At 74.2% G+C, this 22,607-nt stretch carries 19 protein-coding genes and 1 pseudogene; 11 read left to right on the forward strand and 9 right to left on the reverse strand.

What is annotated here, in order from left to right; translation table 11 throughout:
• The first annotated feature begins 76 nt into the window (after positions 1-76).
• The 3 genes from ABZW10_RS07900 to ABZW10_RS07910 are packed head-to-tail and all read left to right on the forward strand — an operon-like array spanning position 77 to position 3,458.
• Complete coding sequence (locus ABZW10_RS07900; protein WP_355361493.1) at positions 77-781, forward strand: succinate dehydrogenase cytochrome b subunit; 705 nt, start codon at positions 77-79, stop codon at positions 779-781.
• Positions 778-2,724, forward strand: coding sequence for a fumarate reductase/succinate dehydrogenase flavoprotein subunit (locus ABZW10_RS07905; protein ID WP_355361495.1), 1,947 nt, complete (start codon positions 778-780; stop codon positions 2,722-2,724). Before ABZW10_RS07900 ends, ABZW10_RS07905 begins: the two co-directional genes overlap by 4 nt.
• Entirely contained in the window at positions 2,721-3,458 is a 738-nt protein-coding gene (locus ABZW10_RS07910; RefSeq protein ID WP_355361497.1) for a succinate dehydrogenase/fumarate reductase iron-sulfur subunit, read from the forward strand. Before ABZW10_RS07905 ends, ABZW10_RS07910 begins: the two co-directional genes overlap by 4 nt.
• Positions 3,459-3,522: 64 nt before the next feature.
• On the opposite strand, the gene ABZW10_RS07915 is transcribed toward ABZW10_RS07910, so the two are convergent.
• Positions 3,523-5,304 carry a sulfatase gene (locus ABZW10_RS07915; protein ID WP_355361499.1) on the reverse strand — a complete coding sequence of 594 codons (1,782 nt, stop codon included), beginning with the start codon at positions 5,302-5,304 and terminating at the stop codon, positions 3,523-3,525.
• Positions 5,301-5,927, reverse strand: a complete 627-nt coding sequence (locus ABZW10_RS07920; RefSeq protein ID WP_355361501.1) for a PadR family transcriptional regulator — start codon at positions 5,925-5,927, stop codon at positions 5,301-5,303. The genes ABZW10_RS07915 and ABZW10_RS07920 overlap by 4 nt, the downstream gene beginning before the upstream one ends.
• Positions 5,928-6,013: 86 nt before the next feature.
• On the opposite strand from ABZW10_RS07920, the gene ABZW10_RS07925 reads away from it, so the two are divergent.
• Together ABZW10_RS07925 and ABZW10_RS07930 are read left to right on the forward strand one after the other, a co-directional pair.
• Positions 6,014-6,985 carry a formylglycine-generating enzyme family protein gene (locus tag ABZW10_RS07925; RefSeq protein ID WP_355361503.1) on the forward strand — a complete coding sequence of 324 codons (972 nt, stop codon included), beginning with the start codon at positions 6,014-6,016 and terminating at the stop codon, positions 6,983-6,985.
• Between the two features lie 302 nt (positions 6,986-7,287).
• The gene (locus tag ABZW10_RS07930) at positions 7,288-7,590 is read left to right on the forward strand and encodes a hypothetical protein (RefSeq protein ID WP_355361505.1); all 303 of its coding nucleotides are present in this window, start codon (positions 7,288-7,290) and stop codon (positions 7,588-7,590) included.
• A 175-nt stretch (positions 7,591-7,765) separates the two neighbouring features.
• On the opposite strand, the gene ABZW10_RS07935 is transcribed toward ABZW10_RS07930, so the two are convergent.
• The 3 genes from ABZW10_RS07935 to ABZW10_RS07945 form a co-directional block, all read right to left on the reverse strand.
• A complete protein-coding gene (locus ABZW10_RS07935) occupies positions 7,766-8,806 on the reverse strand; it encodes a hypothetical protein (protein ID WP_355361507.1) in 1,041 nt (346 codons plus the stop codon).
• The gene (locus ABZW10_RS07940; protein ID WP_355361553.1) at positions 8,806-9,321 is read right to left on the reverse strand and encodes a sigma-70 family RNA polymerase sigma factor; all 516 of its coding nucleotides are present in this window, start codon (positions 9,319-9,321) and stop codon (positions 8,806-8,808) included. The genes ABZW10_RS07935 and ABZW10_RS07940 overlap by 1 nt, the downstream gene beginning before the upstream one ends.
• Positions 9,322-9,992: 671 nt before the next feature.
• Positions 9,993-10,565 carry a helix-turn-helix domain-containing protein gene (locus ABZW10_RS07945; RefSeq protein ID WP_355361555.1) on the reverse strand — a complete coding sequence of 191 codons (573 nt, stop codon included), beginning with the start codon at positions 10,563-10,565 and terminating at the stop codon, positions 9,993-9,995.
• Positions 10,566-10,744: 179 nt separating this feature from the next.
• Between ABZW10_RS07945 and ABZW10_RS07950 the strand changes: the two genes are divergently transcribed.
• The 3 genes from ABZW10_RS07950 (at position 10,745) to secD (ending at position 15,017) form a co-directional block, all read left to right on the forward strand.
• Complete coding sequence (locus tag ABZW10_RS07950) at positions 10,745-11,734, forward strand: alpha/beta hydrolase (RefSeq protein WP_355361509.1); 990 nt, start codon at positions 10,745-10,747, stop codon at positions 11,732-11,734.
• A gap of 377 nt (positions 11,735-12,111) precedes the next feature.
• Positions 12,112-12,516, forward strand: coding sequence for a hypothetical protein (locus ABZW10_RS07955; RefSeq protein WP_355361511.1), 405 nt, complete (start codon positions 12,112-12,114; stop codon positions 12,514-12,516).
• Positions 12,517-12,665: 149 nt separating this feature from the next.
• Entirely contained in the window at positions 12,666-15,017 is a 2,352-nt protein-coding gene (secD, locus tag ABZW10_RS07960) for a protein translocase subunit SecD (protein ID WP_355361513.1), read from the forward strand.
• Positions 15,018-15,306: 289 nt separating this feature from the next.
• Here the strand turns inward: secD and ABZW10_RS07965 are convergent, their stop codons facing one another.
• The 4 genes from ABZW10_RS07965 to ABZW10_RS07980 form a co-directional block, all read right to left on the reverse strand.
• Positions 15,307-16,239: an alpha/beta fold hydrolase gene (locus ABZW10_RS07965; RefSeq protein WP_355361515.1), complete on the reverse strand. Its 933-nt coding sequence runs from the start codon at positions 16,237-16,239 to the stop codon at positions 15,307-15,309.
• Between the two features lie 117 nt (positions 16,240-16,356).
• Entirely contained in the window at positions 16,357-17,271 is a 915-nt protein-coding gene (locus ABZW10_RS07970) for a DUF2797 domain-containing protein (protein ID WP_355361517.1), read from the reverse strand.
• 180 nt (positions 17,272-17,451) lie between these two features.
• Complete coding sequence (locus tag ABZW10_RS07975; RefSeq protein WP_355361519.1) at positions 17,452-18,039, reverse strand: rhodanese-like domain-containing protein; 588 nt, start codon at positions 18,037-18,039, stop codon at positions 17,452-17,454.
• Positions 18,040-18,085: 46 nt separating this feature from the next.
• Positions 18,086-18,898 (reverse strand): sulfite exporter TauE/SafE family protein, encoded by an 813-nt coding sequence (locus tag ABZW10_RS07980; protein ID WP_355361521.1) that lies wholly within the window; start codon positions 18,896-18,898, stop codon positions 18,086-18,088.
• Positions 18,899-19,233: 335 nt separating this feature from the next.
• On the opposite strand from ABZW10_RS07980, the gene ABZW10_RS07985 reads away from it, so the two are divergent.
• The 3 genes and pseudogenes from ABZW10_RS07985 to ABZW10_RS07995 form a co-directional block, all read left to right on the forward strand.
• Positions 19,234-19,971, forward strand: a complete 738-nt coding sequence (locus ABZW10_RS07985; RefSeq protein ID WP_355361523.1) for a maleylpyruvate isomerase N-terminal domain-containing protein — start codon at positions 19,234-19,236, stop codon at positions 19,969-19,971.
• 142 nt (positions 19,972-20,113) lie between these two features.
• Positions 20,114-22,270, forward strand: coding sequence for a restriction endonuclease (locus tag ABZW10_RS07990; RefSeq protein WP_355361525.1), 2,157 nt, complete (start codon positions 20,114-20,116; stop codon positions 22,268-22,270).
• A 181-nt stretch (positions 22,271-22,451) separates the two neighbouring features.
• Positions 22,452-22,607: pseudogene (locus ABZW10_RS07995) on the forward strand (ABC transporter ATP-binding protein); the annotation flags it as partial.

The following is a 22,607-nucleotide window of genomic DNA, read 5'->3' on the forward strand; positions in this document are numbered from 1 at the left end:
CGATAGGCGGTGCCTATGGTGACCAGCCGCAGCATGTCTTGGACGCACCGTCGTCGCCCTCCCTACCGTTGTCGCCATGACAACCGCGACTCGGACGGCCCGGCACCCGTCCACCCTGGTGACACTGTGGCGGTCGACCGTCGGCAAGAAGGCGGTCATGGCCGTCAGCGGGCTCGCCATGCTGCTGTACCTGGTCGCCCACATGCTCGGGAACCTCAAGGTCTTCTTCGGGCCGGACGACATCAACGGCTACGCGGCGTGGCTGCGCACCATCGGACAGCCGCTCCTCGGCCACGAGTGGTTCCTGTGGATCGCCCGGGTGGGGCTGCTGGCCGCCGTCCTGCTGCACGGCGTCGCCGCGTACCAGCTGAGCCGGCGCGACCTCGCCGCCCGGCCGAGCAAGTACGCCCACCAGCGCCGGCGGGCGAGCTACGCGACCCGGACGATGCGCTGGGGCGGGGTGATCCTGGCGCTGTTCATCGTCTGGCACATCCTGGACCTGACCACGCTGACCGTGAACCCCAACGCCGAGCACGGCAAGGTGTACCAGAACATCGTGGCCTCCTTCGGGACCTGGCACTCCTGCGTGATCTACATCGTCGCGATGCTCGCCGTCGGCCTGCACATCCGGCACGGCTTCTGGAGCGCGGCGCAGACCCTCGGCGCCAACAACGCCCGCCGCGACCGCGCGCTGAAGCTCACCGCCAACGGCCTGGCGCTGCTGCTGACCGTGGGCTTCCTGTCCGTCCCCGTGGCCGTGATGACCGGAGTGGTGAGTTGAGCGAGTACCCGAACTACACCGTCGGCGAGCCGATCACCGACTCCCGGGCCCCCGAGGGGCCGATCGAGCAGCGCTGGGACCAGCGGCGGTTCGAGGCCAAGCTGGTCAACCCGGCGAACCGGCGCAAGCACACGGTGATCGTGGTCGGCACCGGCCTGGCCGGCGGCGCCGCCGGCGCCACCCTCGCCGAACAGGGCTACCACGTCGTCCAGTTCTGCTTCCAGGACTCCCCCCGGCGGGCCCACTCGATCGCCGCCCAGGGCGGCATCAACGCCGCCAAGAACTACCGCAACGACGGCGACTCGATCCGCCGGCTGTTCTACGACACCGTCAAGGGCGGCGACTTCCGCGCCCGCGAGTCCAACGTCCACCGGCTGGCCCAGGTGTCGGTGGAGATCATCGACCAGTGCGTGGCCCAGGGCGTGCCGTTCGCCCGCGAGTACGGCGGTCTGCTGGACACCCGCTCGTTCGGCGGCGTGCAGGTCTCCCGGACGTTCTACGCCCGCGGCCAGACCGGCCAGCAGCTGCTGCTCGGCGCCTACCAGGCGCTGTCGCGCCAGATCGCCGCCGGGAACGTGGAGATGCACGCCCGCACCGAGATGCTGGACCTGCTGGTGGTCGACGGCCGGGCGCGCGGCATCGTCGCCCGCGACCTGGTCACCGGCGAGATCACCAGCCACACCGCCGACGCGGTGGTGCTCGCCTCCGGCGGCTACGGCAACGTCTTCTACCTCTCCACCAACGCCAAGAACTCCAACGCCACCGCGATCTGGCGGGCGCACCGGCGCGGGGCCTACTTCGCCAACCCGTGCTTCACCCAGATCCACCCCACCTGCATCCCGCGCTCCGGCGAGCACCAGTCCAAGCTCACCCTGATGAGCGAGTCGCTGCGCAACGACGGCCGGATCTGGGTGCCCAAGGCCAAGGGCGACGCCCGCCCGCCGGCCGAGATCCCCGAGCAGGAGCGGGACTACTACCTGGAGCGGATCTACCCGGCCTTCGGCAACCTGGTGCCGCGCGACATCGCCTCCCGGGCCGCCAAGAACGTCTGCGACGAGGGCCGCGGTGTCGGCCCCGGCGGGCAGGGGGTCTACCTGGACTTCGCCGACGCCATCCGCCGGCTGGGGCGGGACGCGGTGGAGGCCAAGTACGGCAACCTGTTCGAGATGTACGAGCGGATCACCGCCGAGGACCCCTACCGGGTGCCGATGCGGATCTACCCGGCGATCCACTACACGATGGGCGGCCTCTGGGTCGACTACGACCTGCAGACCACCGTGCCCGGCCTGTTCGCGATCGGCGAGGCCAACTTCTCCGACCACGGCGCCAACCGCCTGGGCGCGAGCGCGCTGATGCAGGGCCTGGCCGACGGCTACTTCGTACTGCCGCCGGTGCTCAACGACTACCTGGCCCGCGAGAAGCTCCCCGCCGTCCCCGCCGACCACGAGGAGCTCGCCTCGGTGGAGGCCGAGGTCACCGACCGCCTCAACCTCATCCTCGCGGTGGACGGCGACCGCACCCCCGACTCCTTCCACCGCGAGCTCGGCGAGCTGCTCTGGGACGAGTGCGGGATGGCCCGCGACGAGGCCGGGCTGCGCCGCGCGCTGGAGCGGATCCCGGCGCTGCGGGAGGAGTTCTGGCGCCGGATCAAGGTGCCCGGCACCGGGCAGGAGCTCAACCAGTCGCTGGAGAAGGCCAACCGCCTGGTGGACTACTTCGAACTGGCCGAGCTGATGTGCCTGGACGCGCTGCACCGCGCCGAGTCCTGCGGCGGCCACTTCCGCACCGAGAGCCAGACGGCCGACGGCGAGGCGGCCCGGCGCGACGGGGAGTTCTCCTACGCCGCCGCCTGGGAGTTCACCGCCACCGGGCAGGCGCCCGTCCTGCACCGCGAGCACCTCGACTTCGAGTACGTCCACCCCACCCAGCGGAGCTACGCGTGAACCTCACCCTTCGGATCTGGCGCCAGGCGGGCCCCGACACGCCCGGCTCGATGACCACCTACCAGGTCAGCGGGATCAGCCCGGACATGTCCTTCCTGGAGATGCTGGACACCCTCAACGAGGAGCTGATCACCCGGGGCGACACGCCCGTCGCCTTCGACCACGACTGCCGCGAGGGCATCTGCGGCGCCTGCGGCATGGTCATCAACGGACAGGCGCACGGCCCCGAGCGAACCACCACCTGCCAGCTGCACATGCGGCACTTCCGGGACGGCGACACCATCGACGTCGAGCCGTGGCGGGCGGCGGCCTTCCCGGTGGTCAAGGACCTGGTGGTGGACCGCTCCGCCTTCGACCGGATCATCGGCTCCGGCGGCTACATCACCGCCCCGACCGGCAGCGCGCCCGACGCGCACGCCACGCCCGTCCCCAAGGAGGCCGCCGACACCGCCTTCGAGCACGCCGAGTGCATCGGCTGCGGGGCCTGCGTGGCGGCCTGCCCGAACGGCTCGGCGATGCTCTTCACCTCGGCCAAGGTGGTGCACCTCAACGTGCTGCCGCAGGGCGCGCCGGAGCGGAAGTCCCGGGTGCGCGACATGGTGGCCGCGATGGACGCCGAGGGCTTCGGCGGCTGCACCAACACCGGCGAGTGCGCGACGGCCTGCCCCAAGGGCATCCCGCTGCCCAGCATCGCCGCGATGAACCGCGAGTTCCTGCGCAGCTCGCTGGGCTGACACCACGCCGGCACCCCGGCTGAGCGGCGCCCTTCCCCGCGCGGGGAGGGACGCCGCTCTGCGGTTACGCGCCGTCCGCGCCCGGCAGCGCGGCCAGGGTTCCGGCCAGGGCGTGCAGGTCCGCCGCGCCCACCGAGGGGCCCATGGCGGCGAGCCGGAACGGGGACATCCCGCCCAGCATCGCCCGCAGGCCGGGGTTGGCCAGCATCGGCAGCCGTTCCAGGACGGCCTCGCGCGCCCCCTCGTCCGCCAGCAGCGCGCGCAGCGGGGTGTGCACCGAGAGCGGGCCGGCGGGGAAGTCCTCCGGCGCGGGCAGCGGCTCGCCGGCCGCGAGTGCCTGCGGCCGCTGGGCGCGGACCAGCAGGTGCTCGGCCGTGACCGGCCCCTCGGCGGGCAGACCGAGCCGTTCGAACTGGTCGGCGGGCGCGTCGCTCCCGCGCAGCGCCTCGGTGAGCAGCGCCGCCATCCGCAGCTCCAGCTCGTCGTCGACCAGCGGGTGCTCCTGCTCCGGGTCCGTCTCCAGGTCGAACAGCAGGGTGCCGAAGGCGTACGGGTTGCCCCAGGAGGTGGCCGGCATCCGCAGCACCGGCACGCCCTTGGTGAACGGCAGCGGACCGGCCAGGGTGGCGCCGGCCAGCTCCTGCGGGGTGAAGTGGCCGCGCATGTGGGTGGGCATCAGGGTGTGCTCGTACAGCGGCCGGTTGGACGCGTCCTTGCTGGCGCGCATGTAGACGTGGCGGCCGTCGGTGATGTTGACGTGCCCGCCGAAGACGCCGAACAGGCCGTGCGGGCGGACCGGGGCGTCGTGGGCGACCGTGTCCACGAGCGGACGGCCCTGCATGTCGGCGGTGCGCGGGACGTCGAAGTACTCCAGCACGGTCGGCCCGAGGTCGACGGTCTGGACGAGGGAGTCGCGCCGGCCGGTGGCCCGGCTGCGCGGGTCCCAGACGAACAGCGGGGTGTGGATGTTCTCGTCGTACCAGGGCTGGATGTTCTTGCCCCACCAGCCGCGCTCGCCGAGCAGCAGGCCGTGGTCGGTGCAGACGATCAGCAGGGTGTCGTCCCACAGGCCGTGCTCGTCGAAGGCGTCCAGGACGCGGCCGAGCGAGTCGTCGCACATGGTGAGCAGCGCGGCGTACTCGTTGCGGGCGTGCTCGACGGCCTCCGGGCTCTCGGTGACCCTCTTGTAGTCCGGCCAGTCGAAGTGCGGGCCGTCCCAGTCGTGCGGGTAGTGCTTCTTGTGCTCGGCGTAGGAGTAGAACGGCTCGTGCGGGTCGAAGCACTCGATCTGCAGGAACCAGCGGTCCTGCTCGCGGTTGGTGGCGATGAACTCCAGCCCGGCGTCGAAGGTGCGGGTCTGCGGGTGGTCGGCGACGTCGGCCAGGTACTGGCGGTTGACCCAGTCCTGGCGCCACATCGGACCCGCGCGCCAGGAGAGCGTGTCGGGGATCTCCGGGTCGGCGACGTGGCCCTTCCACTTGTCGCCCTCCTGGCCGCGGAAGAACTCGTAGCTGTCGTAGCGGTTGTGGTAGGTGGCGCCGCCGTCCTCCCAGTAGTGCTGGTGGTCGGTGACCAGGTGGGTGTAGACGCCCGCCTTGCTCAGCAGGTCGGGGACGGAGTCGTCGAAGGGCTCCAGCGGGCCCCAGGAGCGGTGCAGGAAGTTGTAGCGGCCGGTGTGCATCTCGCGGCGGGCCGGCATGCAGGGCATGGAGCCGCCGTAGCAGTTGTCGAAGGTCGCGGTCCGGGCGGCGAGGCGGGCGAAGTTCGGTGCGACGGTCCAGTCGCAGCCGTAGGGCGGCAGGAACCGCCGGTTGAGGCTGTCGAACATGACCAGGACGGCTTTCACCGGGGCGTCTCCTCGGGAGCGGAGGGGTGGGCGGTCGGGCTGGCGGTGGGGCTGGCGGTGGGAATGGTTCCGTCGACGAGCAGCCCGCGGATGCGCTCCAGCCAGTCGAGCCAGGCGTCGGCGGCGCGGGCGCCGTACTCGTGGGTGAGTTCGCGGATCATCCGCAGCCGCCGGACGTCCGTCTCCGGCGTGCCCTCGGGAAAGTGCAGGGTACGGTCCCGGGGGCGCATGACCGCCACCTGGCGGCGGCGGTACTCGAGCTCGGTGTCGACCAGCGGAAGCAACTGCTCCGGTGCGAGCTGGGCGGAGAAGTAGAACCGGGCCATGAAGTCCGGGTCCTGGAAGCGACTGGTCGGTTCGTACGGCGAGCGGGCCTCGCGCACCAGCTCGGCCCGCCCGGCGTCGGTCAGCCGGTAGACCTTGGCGTCCGGCCGGCCGTCGCGCGGGTCGGTCTCGTAGACCACCCAGCCCTGCTCGGCCATCCGCTTGAGCAGCCGGTAGATCTGGCTCGGGTGGGCGTTGGAGCGGACGAACTGCCCCTCCCCCGCCAGCCACTCCTTGAGGTCCCAGCCGCTGCGCGGGTGCAGGCCCAGCAGGCCCAGCAGGACGTGGTCGAACTTCACCGGTGCCCCCTCCCCGGCTCTCGCCGGTTCCTCGAACGTCGCTAGGTGCATTCTCACCTAGGTGCAAAGTGCTATAGCTTGGGCCCATGAGTCAACCCCCCGCCGCGCGAGCCTGCTGCATGCCGTCGGCCCGGACCGGCCCCGGACCCGCCCCGCAGCCGCTCCCGCCGCCCCCGTCACGCCCGGCGGCCGGACACCCGGAGCATCCCGAAGTGGCGTTGCCCGGCGGGGTGTTCGCGATGGGGGACGCCTTCGGGGAGGGCTATCCGGCGGACGGCGAGACGCCCGTGCACGAGGTGGAGCTGGCGCCGTTCACCATCGACACCGAACCGGTCACCACCGCCCGTTTCGCCGCCTTCGTCGAGGCCACCGGCCACCGCACCGACGCCGAGCTGGCCGGCTCCTCCGCCGTCTTCCACCTGTTCGTCCTCGCCGATCCCGCCGACGTGCTCGGCCGCTCCCCCGCCGCACCGTGGTGGATCGAGGTGCGCGGCGCCGACTGGCGCCACCCGTTCGGCCCGCTCGGCGACGCGGAGGACCTCCGGGACCACCCCGTGGTGCACATCAGCCACCGCGACGCGCTCGCCTACTGCCACTGGGCCGGACGCCGGCTGCCCACCGAGGCCGAGTGGGAGTACGCCGCCCGCGGACCGCTGACCGGCGCCCGCTACGCCTGGGGCGACGAGCTGCGCCCGGACGGCGCGCACCGCTGCCGGATCTGGCAGGGCCGCTTCCCCGACCTGCCGACCGGCGAGGACGGCTGGTTCGCGACCGCACCGGTCGGCAGCTACCCGCCGAACGGCTTCGGCCTGGTGGACGTGGCCGGGAACGCCTGGGAGTGGTGCGCCGACCGCTTCGACCCCGACTACTACGCCCGCTCACCGCGTTTCGACCCGCGCGGGCCCGGCGAGGACCACGACGGGACCCGGCGGGTGCTGCGCGGCGGGTCGTACCTGTGCCACGACTCCTACTGCAACCGCTACCGGGTGGCCGCGCGCACCGGCAACACCCCCGAGTCGACCAGCGGCAACTGCGGCTTCCGCACGGTGGCCCGCTGAACCGCGGGGCGCCTCCTCGAACGCCCGCACCCGGCGCGCGAGTTCGACACGCGCGCCCCGCTCCTTCGACTCTTCGTCAGGATCGGTGCTGACTCCCCGGATTTCGCGCTACCGTGGTCCCCGCCGAAAAGGAGTGTGCATATGCCCGAGGTCCAGGCCTGCTCCGGATGCGGCGGGTCCGGGGGGACCCAGAAGACCGAAGCCACGGTCGAACGGGACGAGGAAGGGAGTACGGTGCCGAAGATCCACGTCTTCTGGTCGCCGTGCGGTCGGTGCCACGGATCCGGGACGGTGATCGTCGGATGAGGTTGGTCTTCGAGTGCGTCGAGTGCGGCAGCCACTACCTGCCGCCGGAGGCGATGGTGTACCCGGACGGGCCCGCCTCGCCGATCTGGTGCACCTGGTGCCAAACCGCCAAGCGCGCGGCGGGCGTCCGGGAGGACCCGCTGCTGGCCCGCCTCGCCCTGGCGACCGCCCGGGCGGCACACGCCGGAACGGCCGCCGACGAGCCCACCGCCACCCGCACCGACGTCCGCCCCTCACGCCCACCGGTGTCACGCCGCGGCCGCTCCGGCCCGGGCGCGCTGCGCAGCAAGCTGGCCTAGGCGGTTCCCGGGACCGTGGTCGTGCGGCTCGCCGGCCGGGGCCCTTCCGACGGGCCCCGGCCGCGTGCCGGTGGGCAACGACTCCGTGCCCGCCCACTGCGCACCGGCCGATGACGCACCTCCACCACCGGTCGGATGATCCACGGGAAGCGGCCCGGTCTTCCGGCACGCGCGGTCAGACCCTTGTCACATCGCGCGTCCCGGTTCCCGGCCGGATGATGTAGATCCCGGACCCGGGCAGCGTCTCGCGCGAATCCTCCCGGAGCCGGTCGACGCTGATCTCGGCCGGCCATCGCGTGCGGAACTCCGACCAGCGCACTCCTGCGAGGTCGACCCTGGTGAGGTCGGCGGTGCTCAGATCAGCCGTGGTGAAATCGTCCAGGACTTCGGAGAGAAATTCCAGGTCGAGGGTTTCCGGTTCACCGATCCCGAGCAGTTCGCCGACCTGAACGGCCAGCGCCCGCGTGAGATACTCCACCTCCCGCACGGCGCGGGCCAGATCGCCGCCGCGCACCGCGTACATGAACACCTGGCAGGCCCGCAGGAACTCCGCAACAGCCGGGTGGCCGGCGCTTCTTACACGCTGGTCGATCGCCGCCGCCATTTCCCGGACGAGGATCTGCCCGATGGCTCCCGCTTGGTCGATCGCGGGGTAGTGGGACTCCAGCAGCGCGACGATCTCGTGCGCCATGTCCCGCAGCTCCCAGGCGAGAGCAGCCCGGCCGTCCAGCTCGTGGGCGATTCCCCGGGCGATGCCCTGGGCGACGAACGCGGCCCTCTTCAACGGCATCCGGTGGTACCGGCCGAAGCCGAGACCGTAGGTGAGATCCTGCGCCAGCACCACCGTGCGAATGAGCAGGTCGGCGAGGATCGCCGAGGTGACCAGCGGATGCTCCCGGAGCACGAGCCGCTGCTCGGGGTCGATCAGCTCGAACCGCTGGTGCATCAGACCGACGTCGTAGAGGGGTGCGGCGGCCTCCTCGAAGTCGGTCCTGGCGGCGCTCCGGAAGGTGATGGACGCGAGCCCGGCTTCGACGTCCAGCACTGCGTCCAGGCTTTCGGTGAGGTTCTTGTGCTGGGCGCAGATCATCACCTCACGCAGCCCTGCCTCCACGTCGAGATGATCGCCGAGCCCGTCCAGGAAGGTCTTCTGCAGATCCTCGAGCCGGCCCGAGAACTCACGGTTCGGGCGTCCAGGGGCAGACTTCTCGCCCATCACTCCCCCTCCCTCTCGGTCATCTTTCTGGAGACGGTCAGGCGCGCTTTGAACAGGCTTGCCCTGACTGCCGCCGGTCTCATTCCCAACTCGGCCGCAATTTCCGTCGGGGAATATTCGTCCAGCGTCCAGGCCATGACCTGACGCTGACGGGGAGGAAGACTGCTCAGCAGATTCAGAATGTCCTGCTGCCGCTCCCATTCCATCGCCTCGTCCGGCGCCGGCAACAACGAGGTCGGCTCGAAATCGAGGTCCTCGATGCTTTCCTCGACGCGACTGAAGGCGCGCACCAGCTCACGGGACGCGACCCTGCGGCACCACGCTTCCGGCGACTGGATGCGGTCCCACCGCCCGTAGGCCTTGACCATCGTGTCCTGGGCCAGCTCCGCGGCCAGGGGTGCCGGAGCCCCCTGCCACATCAGGAACGCCACCAGTCTGCGGAGGCACGTACGGTAGAAGTACGCAAACTCCTCGCTCCGGGGGCTTGTTCCGCTACCGCTGTCGGGGGCCGGCAGACGTCCGAGGGACGCCGCGGAGACGGCCTCCCCGTCTGGGCCGGTTTCACTCATGTGCGCCGCGACCCCGCTTCTCCTGCGCCACCGGCCGCCCCGGACCGTCGCCGTCGGCGTCGTCGTCGTCGTCGGCGTCGGCCTCGCACATACGAAGCGCGAGGACGACAACAACAGGAGGGGGCGGGGAGGACCGGGGACCGCTCCGCCGACGTGGCCACAACTGCCCCACGAGGGTGATCGACGCCCCCACCAACCCCAGCACTGCCACCACGACCGAGCCCGTGACGGGATCCACCAGCACTCCTCCGCTGCCGTTCAACACTTCTACAACTAAGAGTCCAGGGAAGGCAGAAGCGTTAACCAGTCGGAGGATCCCTTTTTGCTCCGGCCGACCTGGCGCAGCGGTGCGGCCGGTCCGACGAGGACGGAACACTGTCCGCCGGGCCGTCCCTCGCCCGCCGGCGGCACCGGCGTCAGCCCACGACGCCGCCTCACGGCGGTTCGGGAGGTGCGGAACGCCGGGGGGGCAGCGGGCACTTGAGGCCCGAGGCATGCCGGAGGCCGTTGCGGTGACGGTTTCCTTCACCGATGGCGAACACCGGACACACGAGGTGTTCAACCGCTCCGCAACACGCTCGGCCCTGGTGGCAGGGGCCCGGATGCAGTGCTCCGCCCTACCGGGCCCCACGGCCGAGGGCCGGGGTGCGCGACCGTAGGCGCTCCCCCTGCGGCCCGAACATGATCAGGTACTCGACCGGTCCGCCGGGTCCGGCGTTCGCGACTCCGTGGGCGGTGCGGGTGTCGAACTCGGCCACCTCCCCGGCGCTCAGGACGAGGTCCTGCTCACCGAGCGCCAGCCACAGCCGTCCGTACAGGACGCACAGCCATTCGTACCCGTCGTGGGAGACCTGCCGCGGCCGGGCCGGCGGGGCGTCGACGGCGGGCAGGACGTGCTTGTGGGCGTGCAGGCCTCCCACGTACCGGGTCAACGGCAGCACCACCTTGTCGCCGCCGGCGCGCTGCGGCACCGGGATGCGCGGTCCGCCCGCGGCGACGGGTGCGATGCCGGCCAGCTCGTCCAGGGAGCTGCCGTACGCCTTCGCGAGCCGCAGCAGCACCTCCAGGGTCGGCTTGCGCCGACCGGTCTCGATCCGCGACAGCGTGCTGAGCGAGATGCCGGTCGCGCGGCTCACGTCGGTGAGCGTGGCGCCGCGCTGCTCGCGCGCGGTCCGCAGCCGATGGCCCATGGCCGCCGGCGTGTCGGCCGTGCCGTCGTCCGTCACCGTCGCCCCGCTCCCTCCGGCCGTGCCGCCTCCACCGCCCTGTCCTGCCAGTTTGCCAGAATGGCAAGGATGCTCGCATCGGGTGGCCGCCGCGCCGCAGGATCGGTGGGCAACCGCGGCCACCCGTGAACCGAGGAGAAGCCATGCACCAGCCCGCATCGTCCGCCGACCTGCGCCACCGCACCGTCGAGGCCCCCGCCGGGCGCCTGCACCTGGTCGAACAGGGCACCGGACCGCTGCTCCTCCTCGTCCACGGCTTCCCCGAGTCCTGGTACTCCTGGCGCCGCCAGCTCCCGGCCCTCGCCGCGGCGGGGTACCGGGCGGTGGCGCTCGACGTGCGCGGCTACGGCCGCTCCTCCAGGCCAGCCGCGACGGACGCCTACCGGATGCTCGACCTGGTGGCGGACAACGTCGCGCTGGTGCGCGCCCTGGGCGAGGAGCAGGCGGTGGTCGTCGGGCACGACTGGGGCTCCGGCATCGCGGCGGCCTCCGCCCTGCTCCACCCCGAGGTCTTCCGCGCCGTCGGACTCCTGAGCGTCCCCTACGCGCCGCCCGGCGGCCCCCGCCCCACCGACGTCTTCGCGCGGATGGGCGGCGACCAGGAGTTCTACGTCTCGTACTTCCAGGAACCCGGCCGGGCCGAAGCGGAGATGGAGCCCGACCTCCGGGGCTGGCTCGCCGGCTTCTACGCGGCCATGTCCGCCGACACCATGCCCACCCGTGGCGAGCCCGACCCCCACTTCGTGACCCGCGCCGGCGGCCGGCTGCGCGACCGCTTCCCCGGCGGCAGGCTGCCCGCCTGGCTGACCGAGGACGACCTCGACGTGTACGCCGGGGAGTTCGAGCGCACCGGCATGACCGGCGCCCTCAACCGCTACCGCGCCATGGACCGCGACTGGGAGGACCTCGCCGAGTACCGCGGCGCCCCGATCGAGCAGCCGTCCCTGTTCATCGGCGGCGCCCTGGACGCCTCCACCACGTGGATGGCCGACGCGATCGACGCCTTCCCGGCCACCCTCCCCGGCCTGGCCTCCACCCACATCCTGGACGGCTGCGGGCACTGGATCCAGCAGGAGCGCCCCGAGGAGGTGAACCGCCTGCTGACCTCCTGGCTCGCCTCCCTCCAGCGCTGAACCGTCTTCCCGTCGCGATCGGTCAGCACCGGGAGGAGCAACCCGGCCTCCTCGGCAACGGCCCCGGGCGGTACGGCGGTAGCGGCCGGAGCGGAGCACTGCGTCGTGGGCGAGTTCGGCCTCGGCGTCGACCGGCGGCCAGCGGCCAGCGACCGGCGGGCCAGCCGTGCGAGGGCGTCCGCCCGGCAGTGCCGACGGCGTCCCGGACGGTCCGCAGATCGGCTCCGCGGCCGACGCCGGCGCCCGCCGGACCGTGACCCCGGACCCGGCCGGTCCGCTTTGCGGCCCGGACCTGCCCGCACGGCGGTGGCGTCGCCTAGAGTGAGAGGTTCTTGCGGGCGGGGCCGGGTGACGGCGTGAGCGGGGAGGGGGCCGGAGTGGAGCGACGTGTGCGTCGGGCCGCGGCGGCCGCGCTGTCCTGCGCGTTGCTCGCGGCCTGGGCCGTCTGCCAGGTCCTCCTCGGTACGGCGACGGGCGCGGCGCAGCCGGCGTCCGACGCGCCGCCGGCCGTCGCCGCCGTGCGGCTCGGCCCGTCGGGTGCGGAGGTGCGGCGCGCCGCGGACCGTCCCGGCTTCGACGTCGCCCTGCGGCGGACGACCGCCGCCGAGCCCGGCGTCCGGCTGCCCGTGTTTCCGCCGGTCGCGCTCCCGCCCGCCCGGACGGACGTCCCCCGGCCCCGGTCCGGGGTGTACGCGCCGGGGCCGCGCCAGGAGCGGGCGCCGCCGCCCGGCCACTACGACCCCCGCCACACCCGCGGTCCCCCCTCCACCCGGTCCAGCTGACGTTCCACCGCGCCCGCCGACCCCGGGTGCCGCGGCCTGCCCGCGGCCCGGGGCGTTCCCGGCGGCGCGCCGTTCCCTTGCGTCCGCCCGTCCCGGGTGCGGCGTCCCCCGCGGACGCCCGGCTCCCGCGGACCGCCCGTGGAGTACCCATGTCTACTCGCCGTGCCACGTTCTGGCGCGCGCTCGTCGCGCTCGCCGTCGTCGGTGTCTCGCTCTACGTCGCCCTGACCACCCCGCCCCGTCTCGGTCTCGACCTGCGCGGCGGCACCCGGATCGTCCTGGAGACCCAGGACTCGCCCACCGTCCGCGCCGACGCGGACGCCACCGACCGGGCGCTGGAGGTGCTGCGCCGCCGGGTCGACGGACTCGGCGTCGCCGAAGCTTCGCTCGCCCGTGCCGGGGAGCGGCGCATCGTCGTCGAACTCCCCGGCGTCCAGGACCCCCGCGAGGCCGCCGGGGTCATCGGCCGCACCGCCCAGCTCACCTTCCACCCCGTCACCGCGACCGCCGACGGCCCGGCCGGGCCCCCCGCGGCGGACGGCTCCCGGGTCCTCGCCGACCCCGGCCTGCCCGGCGGCCACCTGCGGCTGGGCCCGCCGGCGCTGACCGGTGACGGCGTCAAGGACGCCTCGGCCGTCCTCGACAGCCGGACGGGCCTCGGCTGGAGCATCGACCTCTCCTTCCGCGGCTCGGCCGGCGACGCCTGGGCCCGGCTCACCGGGGAGGCGGCGTGCGCCGCGCCGGGCGACCCCGCCCGCCGGGTCGCCATCGTGCTCGACGACCGCGTCCTGTCCGCCCCCGGCGTCCAGAACAGTGTGCCCTGCGGCCAGGGGATCACCGGCGGTTCGACCCAGATCACGGGTGGCTTCTCGGCCGAGGAGGCCCGCGATCTGGCGGCCCTGGTGAAGGGCGGTGCCCTGCCCGTCCCGGTGACGGTGATCGAGCAGAGCACCGTCGGCCCCACCCTCGGCGCCGAGGCGATCCGGGCCAGCGCCCTGGCCGCGGCCATCGGCCTGCTCTGCACCGCGGCCTTCATCATCGCGGTGTACCGCCTGCTCGGGGTGCTGGCCACCGTCGCGCTCGCCCTCTACGGACTGATCTCGTACGCCGCCGTGGTCGCGCTCGGCGCGACCCTCACCCTGCCCGGGCTGGCTGGCTTCGTACTCGCCATCGGCATGGCGGTGGACGCCAACGTGCTGGTCTTCGAACGGGCCAGGGAGGAGTACACCGCGCCCCGGGCGGCCGGCCGCGGCAAGGAACGCGACCTGCGGCGCCCGCTGCGCGTCGGGTTCGCGAAGGCGTGGAGCGCGGTGGCCGACTCCAATGTGACGACGCTGCTCGCCGCCGGGCTGCTCTTCGTGTTCGCCACCGGCCCGGTCAAGGGCTTCGGGGTGACGCTCTCGATCGGCGTGCTGGCCTCGATGTTCTCGGCCATGCTGATCACCCGGCTGCTCGCCGAGTGGGCGGTGCGACGGCCGGCCGTCGCCCGGCGGCCCGCCCTGACCGGCATGGCCACCGTCGGCCGGCTCCGGACCCGGCTGACCCGGCGCCCGCCCCGGCTGATGCGCCACCGCCGGCGCTGGCTGGGCGCCTGCGCCGGCCTGCTGCTGCTCGCCCTGGCCGGGATCGGCGGGCGCGGCCTGGACTTCGGCGTCGAGTTCACCGGCGGCCGGGTGGCGCAGTACACCGCCGCGCAGCGGGTCGACGCGGACGCCGCCCGTGCGGCGGTGGTCGGCGCCGGATTCCCGCAGGCCGTGGTGCAGACCACCGGCGACACCGGCGTGTCCGTCCGTACCAAGGAGACCGGCGACGACCAGCAGCAGCGCATCCGGCAGGCGCTCACCGGCGTCACCGGCGAACTGTCCGTGGAGCGCGACGAGCTGATCGGCCCGAGCCTCGGCAGCGAACTGCGCGGCTACGCGCTGGCCGCGCTCGGGCTCGCGGTCGCCGCCCAGCTGCTCTACCTCACGATCCGCTTCCGGTGGACCTTCGCGGCCGCCGCGGTGATCGCGATGACGCAGGACCTGCTGCTCGTCCTCGGCCTCTTCGCCTGGCTGGGCAAGCCGGTGGACAGCGTCTTCCTCGCCGCGCTGCTCACCATCGTCGGGTACTCGGTCAACGACACGGTGGTGGTCCTGGACCGGCTGCGCGAGCTGCGCCGCACCGGGACGAAGGCGAGCTGGGCGGACCTCGCGGACCGCGCCGTGGCGCAGACCCTCCCCCGGACGGTGAACACCGGCATGGGGGCGCTGTTCGTCCTGGTGGCCCTGGCGGTGCTCGGCGGCGACTCGCTCGCCGACTTCTCGGTGGCGCTGCTGGCCGGGATCCTGGTGGGCACGGCGTCGACGGTGTTCACCGCGATGCCGGTGGTCGTGCTGCTCCAGGGACGGTTCCCGGACCGGCCGCGGGAAGGCCGGCAGGCCCGGACGACGCGGGAAGCACGGACGCCGCACACGGTCGGCGCGGCACGGGAGCGCGACCACAACGGGGCGGTGGTCTGAGCGGCGCTCGATCCGATCCCGGAGTTCGGTCGGGGAGCGTGCTGCAGCTGATCCGGGACGGCTTCGTCCACCGCGCGGGGGACGCCTCCGCGCGGTGGGCGAGGGCCGCCTTCAGCGGGACGGGACAGCCTGCGTGACCCCCACCGCGCGCGGCTCGGCCTGGACGCGGCGGGCGACGGTGTTGACGTCGCGTGGTCGGCGGGTGCGGGGACCCGGCGGGGGTCGGGAGCGGCGGTCGACGGGCTGCTGCTCGCGGTCCACGCGGGCGAGGGCGTGCCACGGCCCTGGCTCAGGCGGCCACCGTGTCCGCGGTGTCGGCGAGGAAGCGGGCGAGGTGGTCGGCGACGGCCTCCGGGGCGTCCTCCGGGCTGTAGTGGCCGACGCCCGGGAGTTCGACCACCCGACCGGTGGGGAAGGCCTCCCGGAACAGCGGCAGGAAGTGGCGGGCGTTCAGCGTCCGGTCGGCGGTGCCCCACAGGGCCAGCGCCGGGACGGCCGCCAGCGCGGCGCGGGCCGCCGCGTCGGGCTGCTCGAAGCGGTGGGCGCCGGTGGCGAAGCCCTTTGCCCAGCCGATCGCGCCGATGCTCTCGGCCGCGTTCGGGAACGGCGCCCCGTACGCGCGCAGCCAGGTGTCGGTGGCGAGGGCGGGGTTCTCGAAGCCGTTGAGCCTGAGTGTGCCGAGGATGGTGACGTCGAGGGAGCCGAGCACCGGGTCCAGCGTGCCGTCGGCGTGCGCCCGGGCGATCCAGCGGAACCACGGGGAGTCGGCGGCGTTGGCGGTCAGCGCGTCACCGAGGCCGGGCTGCCCGAACGGGGTGGGCCCGTTGACACCGATCACCCGGGCGATCAGCTCGGGCCGGCGGGCCGCGAGGCCCATGCCGACCGGCCCGCCGAAGTCGTGCCCGACGAGGGTGATCCCGCGCAGACCGAGGTCCAGGACGAACGCCTCCACGTTGTCGATGTGGTCCTGCAGCCAGTAGGTGCGGCCGGCGGGCGTCGCGCTCTTGCCGAACCCCATGTGGTCCGGGACGACGACCCGGTGGGCGGGCGCGAGGCGGCGCACGACGTCCCGGAAGAGGTAGCCCCAGGTGGGCTCGCCGTGCAGGCAGAGGACGACCGGGCCGGTGCCCTCGTCGACGTAGTGCATCGGGAAGCCCGGCGCGGTGCTGAAGTGCGGGCGGTAGGGGAACGTGCCGTCGAAGGTCTCGTGGGCGGCGATCATGGCGGGCCTCTCGCGCGGGCAGCGGACAGCCAGGCGGTAGCGAAGCGCAACCAGGCAGGACTGAGCCTAGGCGCGCCGGTTTTTATACGCAACCACCGAGGTCGAGCGCCCGCCCGCTCAGAAGAGCACCTCCTGGGTGTCCGGCTCGGCGGGGCGGACCCGCTCGCTCAGCGTCAGGCCCGAGGACGGCCGCCCGGCCGCCGGGGCGAGCGTCCAGCCGGTCAGCAGCCGGGTGTCCAGGAGCAGCGGCGCGGCGCCGTCCGGCTGGTCGAGCAGCAGGTGCCGGCCGATCGGCGGGCGCAGCCGCCCGGTCAGCACCGCGCCGTCCGCCAGCCCCTCGACCGCGCGGTACACGGCGGGGGCACCGCCGGTCAGCCCGAAGACCCCGACGTGGTCGGTGACCGGGTGGTCCGCCAGCAGTTCGACGCCGTGCCCGCGCAGCAGCTCGTGCGCCCGGGCCCGGGCGTCGGTGAGCAGGGCGCGGCGGTGGTCGGCATCACCGTGCTCCCACCAGTGGTCCACCTTCACCCGGCTCTTGAACCGCTCCCGGGCCAACCCCGAGGCGGCCACGGTCAGTTCGGCCCGGCGGACAGCGGGCAGCGCGCCCCGGGCGGCGAACGTCCAAGCGAGCGCGCCCTGTTCGAGCAGTCGGCTGGTGCCGCGCTGCTCGGCGGTCAGCCCGACCTTGAGCAGCCCCTCGCCGAACCAGGCGAGGTACAGCCGGTAGGTGCGGCCGTCGTCGAGGATCTGGTCCCGGGCCAGCGCCAGCCCGCGGTCCACGCTCTGGCAGGAGGCGCACTGCACGGCGGCGCCGTCCGGCGCGATCACGGAGTGGTGCGGGCAGGGCGTGCGCTCGTCCTGCCCCTCCAGCCACGCCCCGATGCAGCGGCGCGGGCCGCCGACCAGCCAGCCGACCTCCACCCCGGACACCACCTCGCGCTCGTGCACCCGCCGCCCGTGCACCGCGCTCAGCACGGCCCGCCCGTCCCGCCACCCCAACCCGGTGGACACCCAGCCGCCCGCCACGCTCACCCGCCACCTCGCCGCACACCGTCCGAACCTCCGAGGCTACCCTCCGCCACCGACAGCCGGGAGAGTCCCGCTTCCGGCGGCGGGTGGGGGTGGGTGCGCGGGCCGGGCAGGCCGGGAACGGCTCCGCCGCCGACCCGGGTCGGCGGCGGAGCGGAGCGCGGGTGCGGAGCGCGGGTGCGGTCAGTGGGCCTCGGTGAGGGTGGCGAGGGTGGCTTCGAGGTCCGCGGCCTGGCCGGGGCGGGGGCGGTTGTACGGCAGGCGGGAGAGCAGCGAGCCCATCGCGCAGGTGTTGGTCACGGCCGAGAAGACCAGGCCCGCGCCGACCGCCGCCGAGACCCAGCGGGCCCCGGGGCGGACGAGGTCGACGACCACGCCGGCCAGCACCAGCCCGCCCGCCGCGAAGCGGACCTGCCGGTCCATCGCCCAGGGTGCCCGCGCCGGGGCGCCCTCGGGCCGCTGCACCTCGTGTCCGGCGGCTGCCCAGGCGCTGGTGCCGCCGACCAGCGTGGCGGCGGGGATGCCGGCCGCGGCCAGCGCCTCGCAGGCCCGGCCCGAGCGGTTGCCGGAGGCGCAGACGACGAGGAGTTCGCCGCGCGCGGCGACCGTGCGCAGGGCCGGGAGGGCGAGGTCGAGCCGGTCGAGCGGGATGTTCAGGGCGCCGGGGACGTGACCGGCGGCGTACTCGCCCGGGCTGCGGACGTCGACGACGGTGAGGGCGGCGAGGCGGGGGTGCGCCTGGGCCGGGGTGAGCTCGGTGAGGGCGGCCATGGAGGCTCCTTGCGGTAGGGAAGAAGGGGAACGAGGTGGTCAGGGGTCAGAGCAGGGCGTCGGCGCCCATCACGGCGGCGACGCCGAGCAGCAGGGCGGCGAAGGTCCGCTGGAGGACGGCCCCGGAGAGGCGGGCGGCGAGCCGCTTGCCGTCCCAGGCGCCGAGTACCGCGGCGGCGGTGAACGGGGCGATCACCGCCCAGTCGAGTCCGGCCGCGCCGCCACCGCGGGTGACGAGCGAGGCGGAGGCGTTGACGGCGATCACCGGGAGGCTGGTGCCGACGGCGGCCTCCATCGAGAGCCCGACCGCGCCGACCAGTGCCGGCACGGCCAGGAAGCCGCCGCCCACGCCGAGCAGGCCGGTCAGCGCGCCGAGTCCGGCCCCGGAGGCGGCCGCCCGCCCGGGGCGGGCACCGGCGGGCACCGGTGCGTCGGCCGCAGCCGGTCCGTCGCCCGCGGCCGACCCGTCCGTCGCAGCCGGTCCGTCGGCCGACGCCGGGCGGGGCGGGCGCAGCATGCGGACGGCGGCGAGCGCGGCGACCAGGGCGAAGGCCGCGGTGAGCAGGCTCTGCGGCAGCCTGGCGGCGGCGGCGCCGGTGAGGGCGGCGGGCAGCAGGCCGGCGGCGGCGAAGGCGAGGGCGGTGCGCCAGCGGATGGTGCCGGCCCGCATGTGGGCGACGATCGCGGAGATCGAGGTGGCGAGCACGATCAGCAGGGCGGCGGTGGTGGCGGCGGCCGGGGAGAGTCCGAGCAGGTAGATCAGCGCGGGGACGGCCAGGATGCCGCCGCCTCCGCCGAGCCCGCCGAGGACCAGTCCGACGACCGCTCCGGCGGCGAGTGCCAGCAGCAGGGTGGTCATCGGCACCACCCCGGGAGGTGGGGGCGGGCCGGGCGGGGGTCGGCCGGTATACGGGCGGCCGGGGCGGGGCGGTGGTGGTGCATGGTGGTGCTCCTGCGGGGGGGTGGTGCCGTGCCGGGAGGGCGGTCAGGCGGTGACGACGGTGGGGCCGGCCCCGACGGCGGAGGTGAAGGTGTCGCGGCCCTCGATCTCCGGGGCGTCGACGAAGAACACGTGCCTCTCCTTCGCTGGGCTTTTTACCCCCAGGGGTATCCACCGGGCACTGTCGACTGTAGCAGAGATACCCCCAGGGGCATCGCTGGGCAAGGCCCGCCCGACCGGCTACCGTCCTGCGCATGACCAGCACGGACCCCACCTCGCCGCCCGGCGACCCGACCCCCGACGACCTGGCCGCCATACTCCGGCTCGCCGTGGACACCCTGCGCGCGGCCCCCGCCGACGCCGACTGGTCCCGCCCGGCCGGCGGCGTCGACTGGGACTGCTGGACCACCGTCGAACACCTCGCGGACGACCTGCTCGCCTACGCCGCCCAGCTCGGCCCGGCCGAGCCGCCCCGCGACCGGTACGTGCCCTTCGTCGCCCGGCGCCCCTTCCCCGGCGGGCCGAACAGCTTCGCCTTCGCCCGCCGCGAGGACGGCCCGGACGGCCTGCTGGAGGTCCTGGAGGCGAGCGGCGGGCTGATGGTCGCGATCGCCCGGGCCAGGACCCCCGAGGTCCGCGCCTTCCATCCCTGGGGGCTCGCCGACCCGGCGGGGTTCGTCGCGATGAGCCTGGTGGAGACGCTGGTGCACGTGCACGACGTCGCCGAGGGCCTCGGACTGCCCTGGCAGCCGCCGGCCGACGTCTGCCGCCGCACCCTCGCCCGGCTCTTCCCCGACGTGACGCCCGGCGCGATGCCGGACGCGGCACCGGACGCGACATCCGACCCCGCGCCCGGCCCCGCCGCCGCAGACCCCGCGGCCCCCTGGCCGACCCTGCTCTGGACCACCGGCCGCGCCGCGGCGCCCGGCCGCCCGCGCCGCACCGAGTGGCGCTGGTACGCGGACGTGCGGGAGCCGGCCACCGCCCCCTGACGCCCGTTCACCCCCCGCCGACGCCGCAGGTCGCCGGGGCTTTGCGCGCGCCCCCGGTACACGTTCTATTGTGGCGGGCGCGGCGGCGGCGCGGCCGGGAGGCGGGCGCCGCGGCGGACCGGCGTGGAACGAAGGGGTGGACGTGGCGGGGCGGCGGAACAACGGGGTGCTGGCGGTCTGGGCGGAGACGCAGCGACAGGAGCAGCGCCGGGAGGAGGCCCGGTGGCGCGCCCAGGCCGCCGAGCAGAACCGGCGGGAGCGGGAGCAGCGCGAGGCCCAGAAGGCCGCGGCCCGCACCGAGCGCGAGGCGCAGAAGGCGTACCAGCAGGACCGGGAGGCCCAGGCGGCCCGGCGGACGGCCGAACTGGACGCCCGGGTGGAGGAGTTGCGCGGTCTGCTGACGACCGGCGCGGGCGCCGCGGCGTTCCGGGCGCAGAGCCTGCTGGCCCCGCGCCCGGTGCCGCCGTTCGAGCCGGGCCGGCTCGGCGAGCCGGTGCCGATGCCGGACCAGGCCCGCTACCAGGTGCCGCCGCCGGACCCGGTGCAGGCCCGCAACCCCGGGGTGTGGCAGCAGTACGAGCAGTACGTGGCGCAGGCGCGGGCCCGGTTCGAGCAGGACTGGTACGCGGCGCAGGCGGCGGAGGCGGACCGGCAGCGGCGGTTGGCCGAGTACCACGGGCAGTACCTGGAGTGGGTGGCCCGGTTCCGCCGGGAGGACGAGCAACGGGCCGCCCGGACTGAGGAGTTGCTGCGCCGGCTGCGGTCCGGCGAGGCGGAGGCGGTGCAGGAGTACTTCACCGCGGTGCTGTACGCCTCGGCGGGCTGGCCGGAGGGCTTCCCGCGACAGCTGGTGGCGGCCTGGGAGGCGTCCGGCCGCCAGCTGGTGGTGAACTGGGAGCTGCCGGGCCCGGACGTCGTCCCGGCGACCGCCCGGGTGCGGTACGTGAAGTCCGACGACCGGGAGGCCGAGGTGGCCCGCCCGGCGACGGAGCGCAAGGCGCTGTACCGGGAGGTGCTGGCGCAGACCGCACTGCGGGTGGTGGCCGAGCTGTACCGGGCGGACGGGGACGGGCTGCTGGCCTCGGTCGTGCTGAACGGCTTCGTGCGCGGCATCGACCCGGCGACCGGCCGGGAGGCGGAGCGCTTCCTCACCACGGTGACGGTCGACCGGGGCGAGTTCGCCGGGCTGGCGCTGGACCGGGTGGCGGCCGTGGAGTGCTTCCAGGGCCTGGGCGGCGTGCTGTCGGCGCGCCCCGAGCGACTGGACGAGGTGCGGCCGGACCGGCTGCCGGAGACGGTCGGCGGCACTGTGGCCGGACAGGGCGGCGAAGACGACCCGGACCTCTTCGAGATGGACCCGATCGAGTTCGAGGAGCTGATCGCCGAGCTGTTCCGGCTGCGCGGCTTCCGGGTGATGACCACGGCGCGCAGCGGTGACGTCGGGGTGGACGTGGTCGCCGAGGACCTCGATCCGGTGACCGGCGGACGGATCGTCATCCAGGCCAAGCGCTATCGCTCGACGGTCTCCCCCACCGCGGTGCGCGACCTCGACTCGACGGTGCGCCACCACGGCGCGATCAAGGGCATCCTGGTGACCACCGCGGGTTTCGGGCCGGGTTCCTACGAGTACATCCGCAACAAGCCGCTGAGCCTGGTGAGCGGGCCGGAGCTGGTGGAGCTGCTGGCGGAGCAGGGCCTGCGCGGGCGCCTGGGCGAGCGGACGAACGGCGCCGGCCACCGCGTACCGGCGGCCTCGTCCGCCGGGAACCCGACCGAGCAGGGCGCGACCAGCACGCTGGCACTGTCCTGGCGCAGCCGTACGGCCGGCGGGGACGCCGTCGAGCTGGACGTCTCGGCGTTCCTGTGCGCGAACGGCCGGGTGCTGGACGACGAGCACTTCGTCTTCTTCAACAACCCGCAGGACCCGGCCGGCGCGGTGCGGCTGCACCCCACCCGCTCGGTGCCGGGCGAGCCGGTGCGCCGCGCCGAGCTCACCCTGGAGCCGGGGCGGCTGGCGCCGGGCGTGGACGAGGTGGTGGTGGCGGTGTCCACCGAGGAGGAGGAGCCGCCGGTGCTGCCGCTCGGCTATGTGCACGGGCTGACGGTGGCGAGCGTGTTCGGCCCGGACACCGACGGTCCCGCCGAGTGGGCGGCCGAGACCGGCGGGGTGTCGCAGAGCGCGATGGTCCTCGGCTCCTTCCAACGGCGCAGCGGCGTCTGGCGGTTCACGCCGGGCGGGACGCCGGTGGAGGACGGGCTGGCCGGGCTCGCGGTGCGCTGGGGCGTCGCGATCGAGTAGTCGCCGCACAGCATCTCAGGGTCGGAGGTCATACCTGAGGAGGAGGAGCACCCCCGCCGAACCGCCGGTACGGCGGGGGGAGCCCGTACTCGGGAGCGACAAAACGGACGTGGGCCGCTTGAAAGAATGTAAAGGGAAGGCAATCTTCCGATTCTTTGACCCGCACCTCCAGGGAGCCCTCGTGACGATGTCCGTAACCGCCGTCCGTACCGGCCGGGCGGCCGCCCGCGCCACCGGCCTGTACAAGGTCTACGGGGAGGGCGAGACCCGCGTCGTCGCCCTCGACAACGTCAGCGTCACCTTCCCCCAGGGCGAGTTCACCGCGATCATGGGCCCC

Origin of the sequence: Kitasatospora sp. NPDC004723 (genome assembly GCF_040609255.1) — a bacterium.
Lineage (GTDB): Bacteria > Actinomycetota > Actinomycetes > Streptomycetales > Streptomycetaceae > Kitasatospora.

Excerpts from the sequence above, each read along its gene's own strand:
- ABZW10_RS07980 (WP_355361521.1), bottom strand. The coding sequence starts at position 18,898 with ATGACCACCCTGCTGCTGGCACTCGCCGCCGGAGCGGTCGTCGGACTG.
- ABZW10_RS07965 (WP_355361515.1), bottom strand. The coding sequence starts at position 16,239 with ATGATCGCCGCCCACGAGACCTTCGACGGCACGTTCCCCTACCGCCCG.
- ABZW10_RS07985 (WP_355361523.1), top strand. The coding sequence starts at position 19,234 with ATGACCAGCACGGACCCCACCTCGCCGCCCGGCGACCCGACCCCCGAC.
- secD (WP_355361513.1), top strand. The coding sequence starts at position 12,666 with ATGTCTACTCGCCGTGCCACGTTCTGGCGCGCGCTCGTCGCGCTCGCC.
- ABZW10_RS07935 (WP_355361507.1), bottom strand. The coding sequence starts at position 8,806 with ATGGGCGAGAAGTCTGCCCCTGGACGCCCGAACCGTGAGTTCTCGGGC.
- ABZW10_RS07945 (WP_355361555.1), bottom strand. The coding sequence starts at position 10,565 with ATGGGCCATCGGCTGCGGACCGCGCGCGAGCAGCGCGGCGCCACGCTC.
- ABZW10_RS07900 (WP_355361493.1), top strand. The coding sequence starts at position 77 with ATGACAACCGCGACTCGGACGGCCCGGCACCCGTCCACCCTGGTGACA.
- ABZW10_RS07975 (WP_355361519.1), bottom strand. The coding sequence starts at position 18,039 with ATGGCCGCCCTCACCGAGCTCACCCCGGCCCAGGCGCACCCCCGCCTC.
- ABZW10_RS07950 (WP_355361509.1), top strand. The coding sequence starts at position 10,745 with ATGCACCAGCCCGCATCGTCCGCCGACCTGCGCCACCGCACCGTCGAG.
- ABZW10_RS07925 (WP_355361503.1), top strand. The coding sequence starts at position 6,014 with ATGAGTCAACCCCCCGCCGCGCGAGCCTGCTGCATGCCGTCGGCCCGG.
- ABZW10_RS07930 (WP_355361505.1), top strand. The coding sequence starts at position 7,288 with ATGAGGTTGGTCTTCGAGTGCGTCGAGTGCGGCAGCCACTACCTGCCG.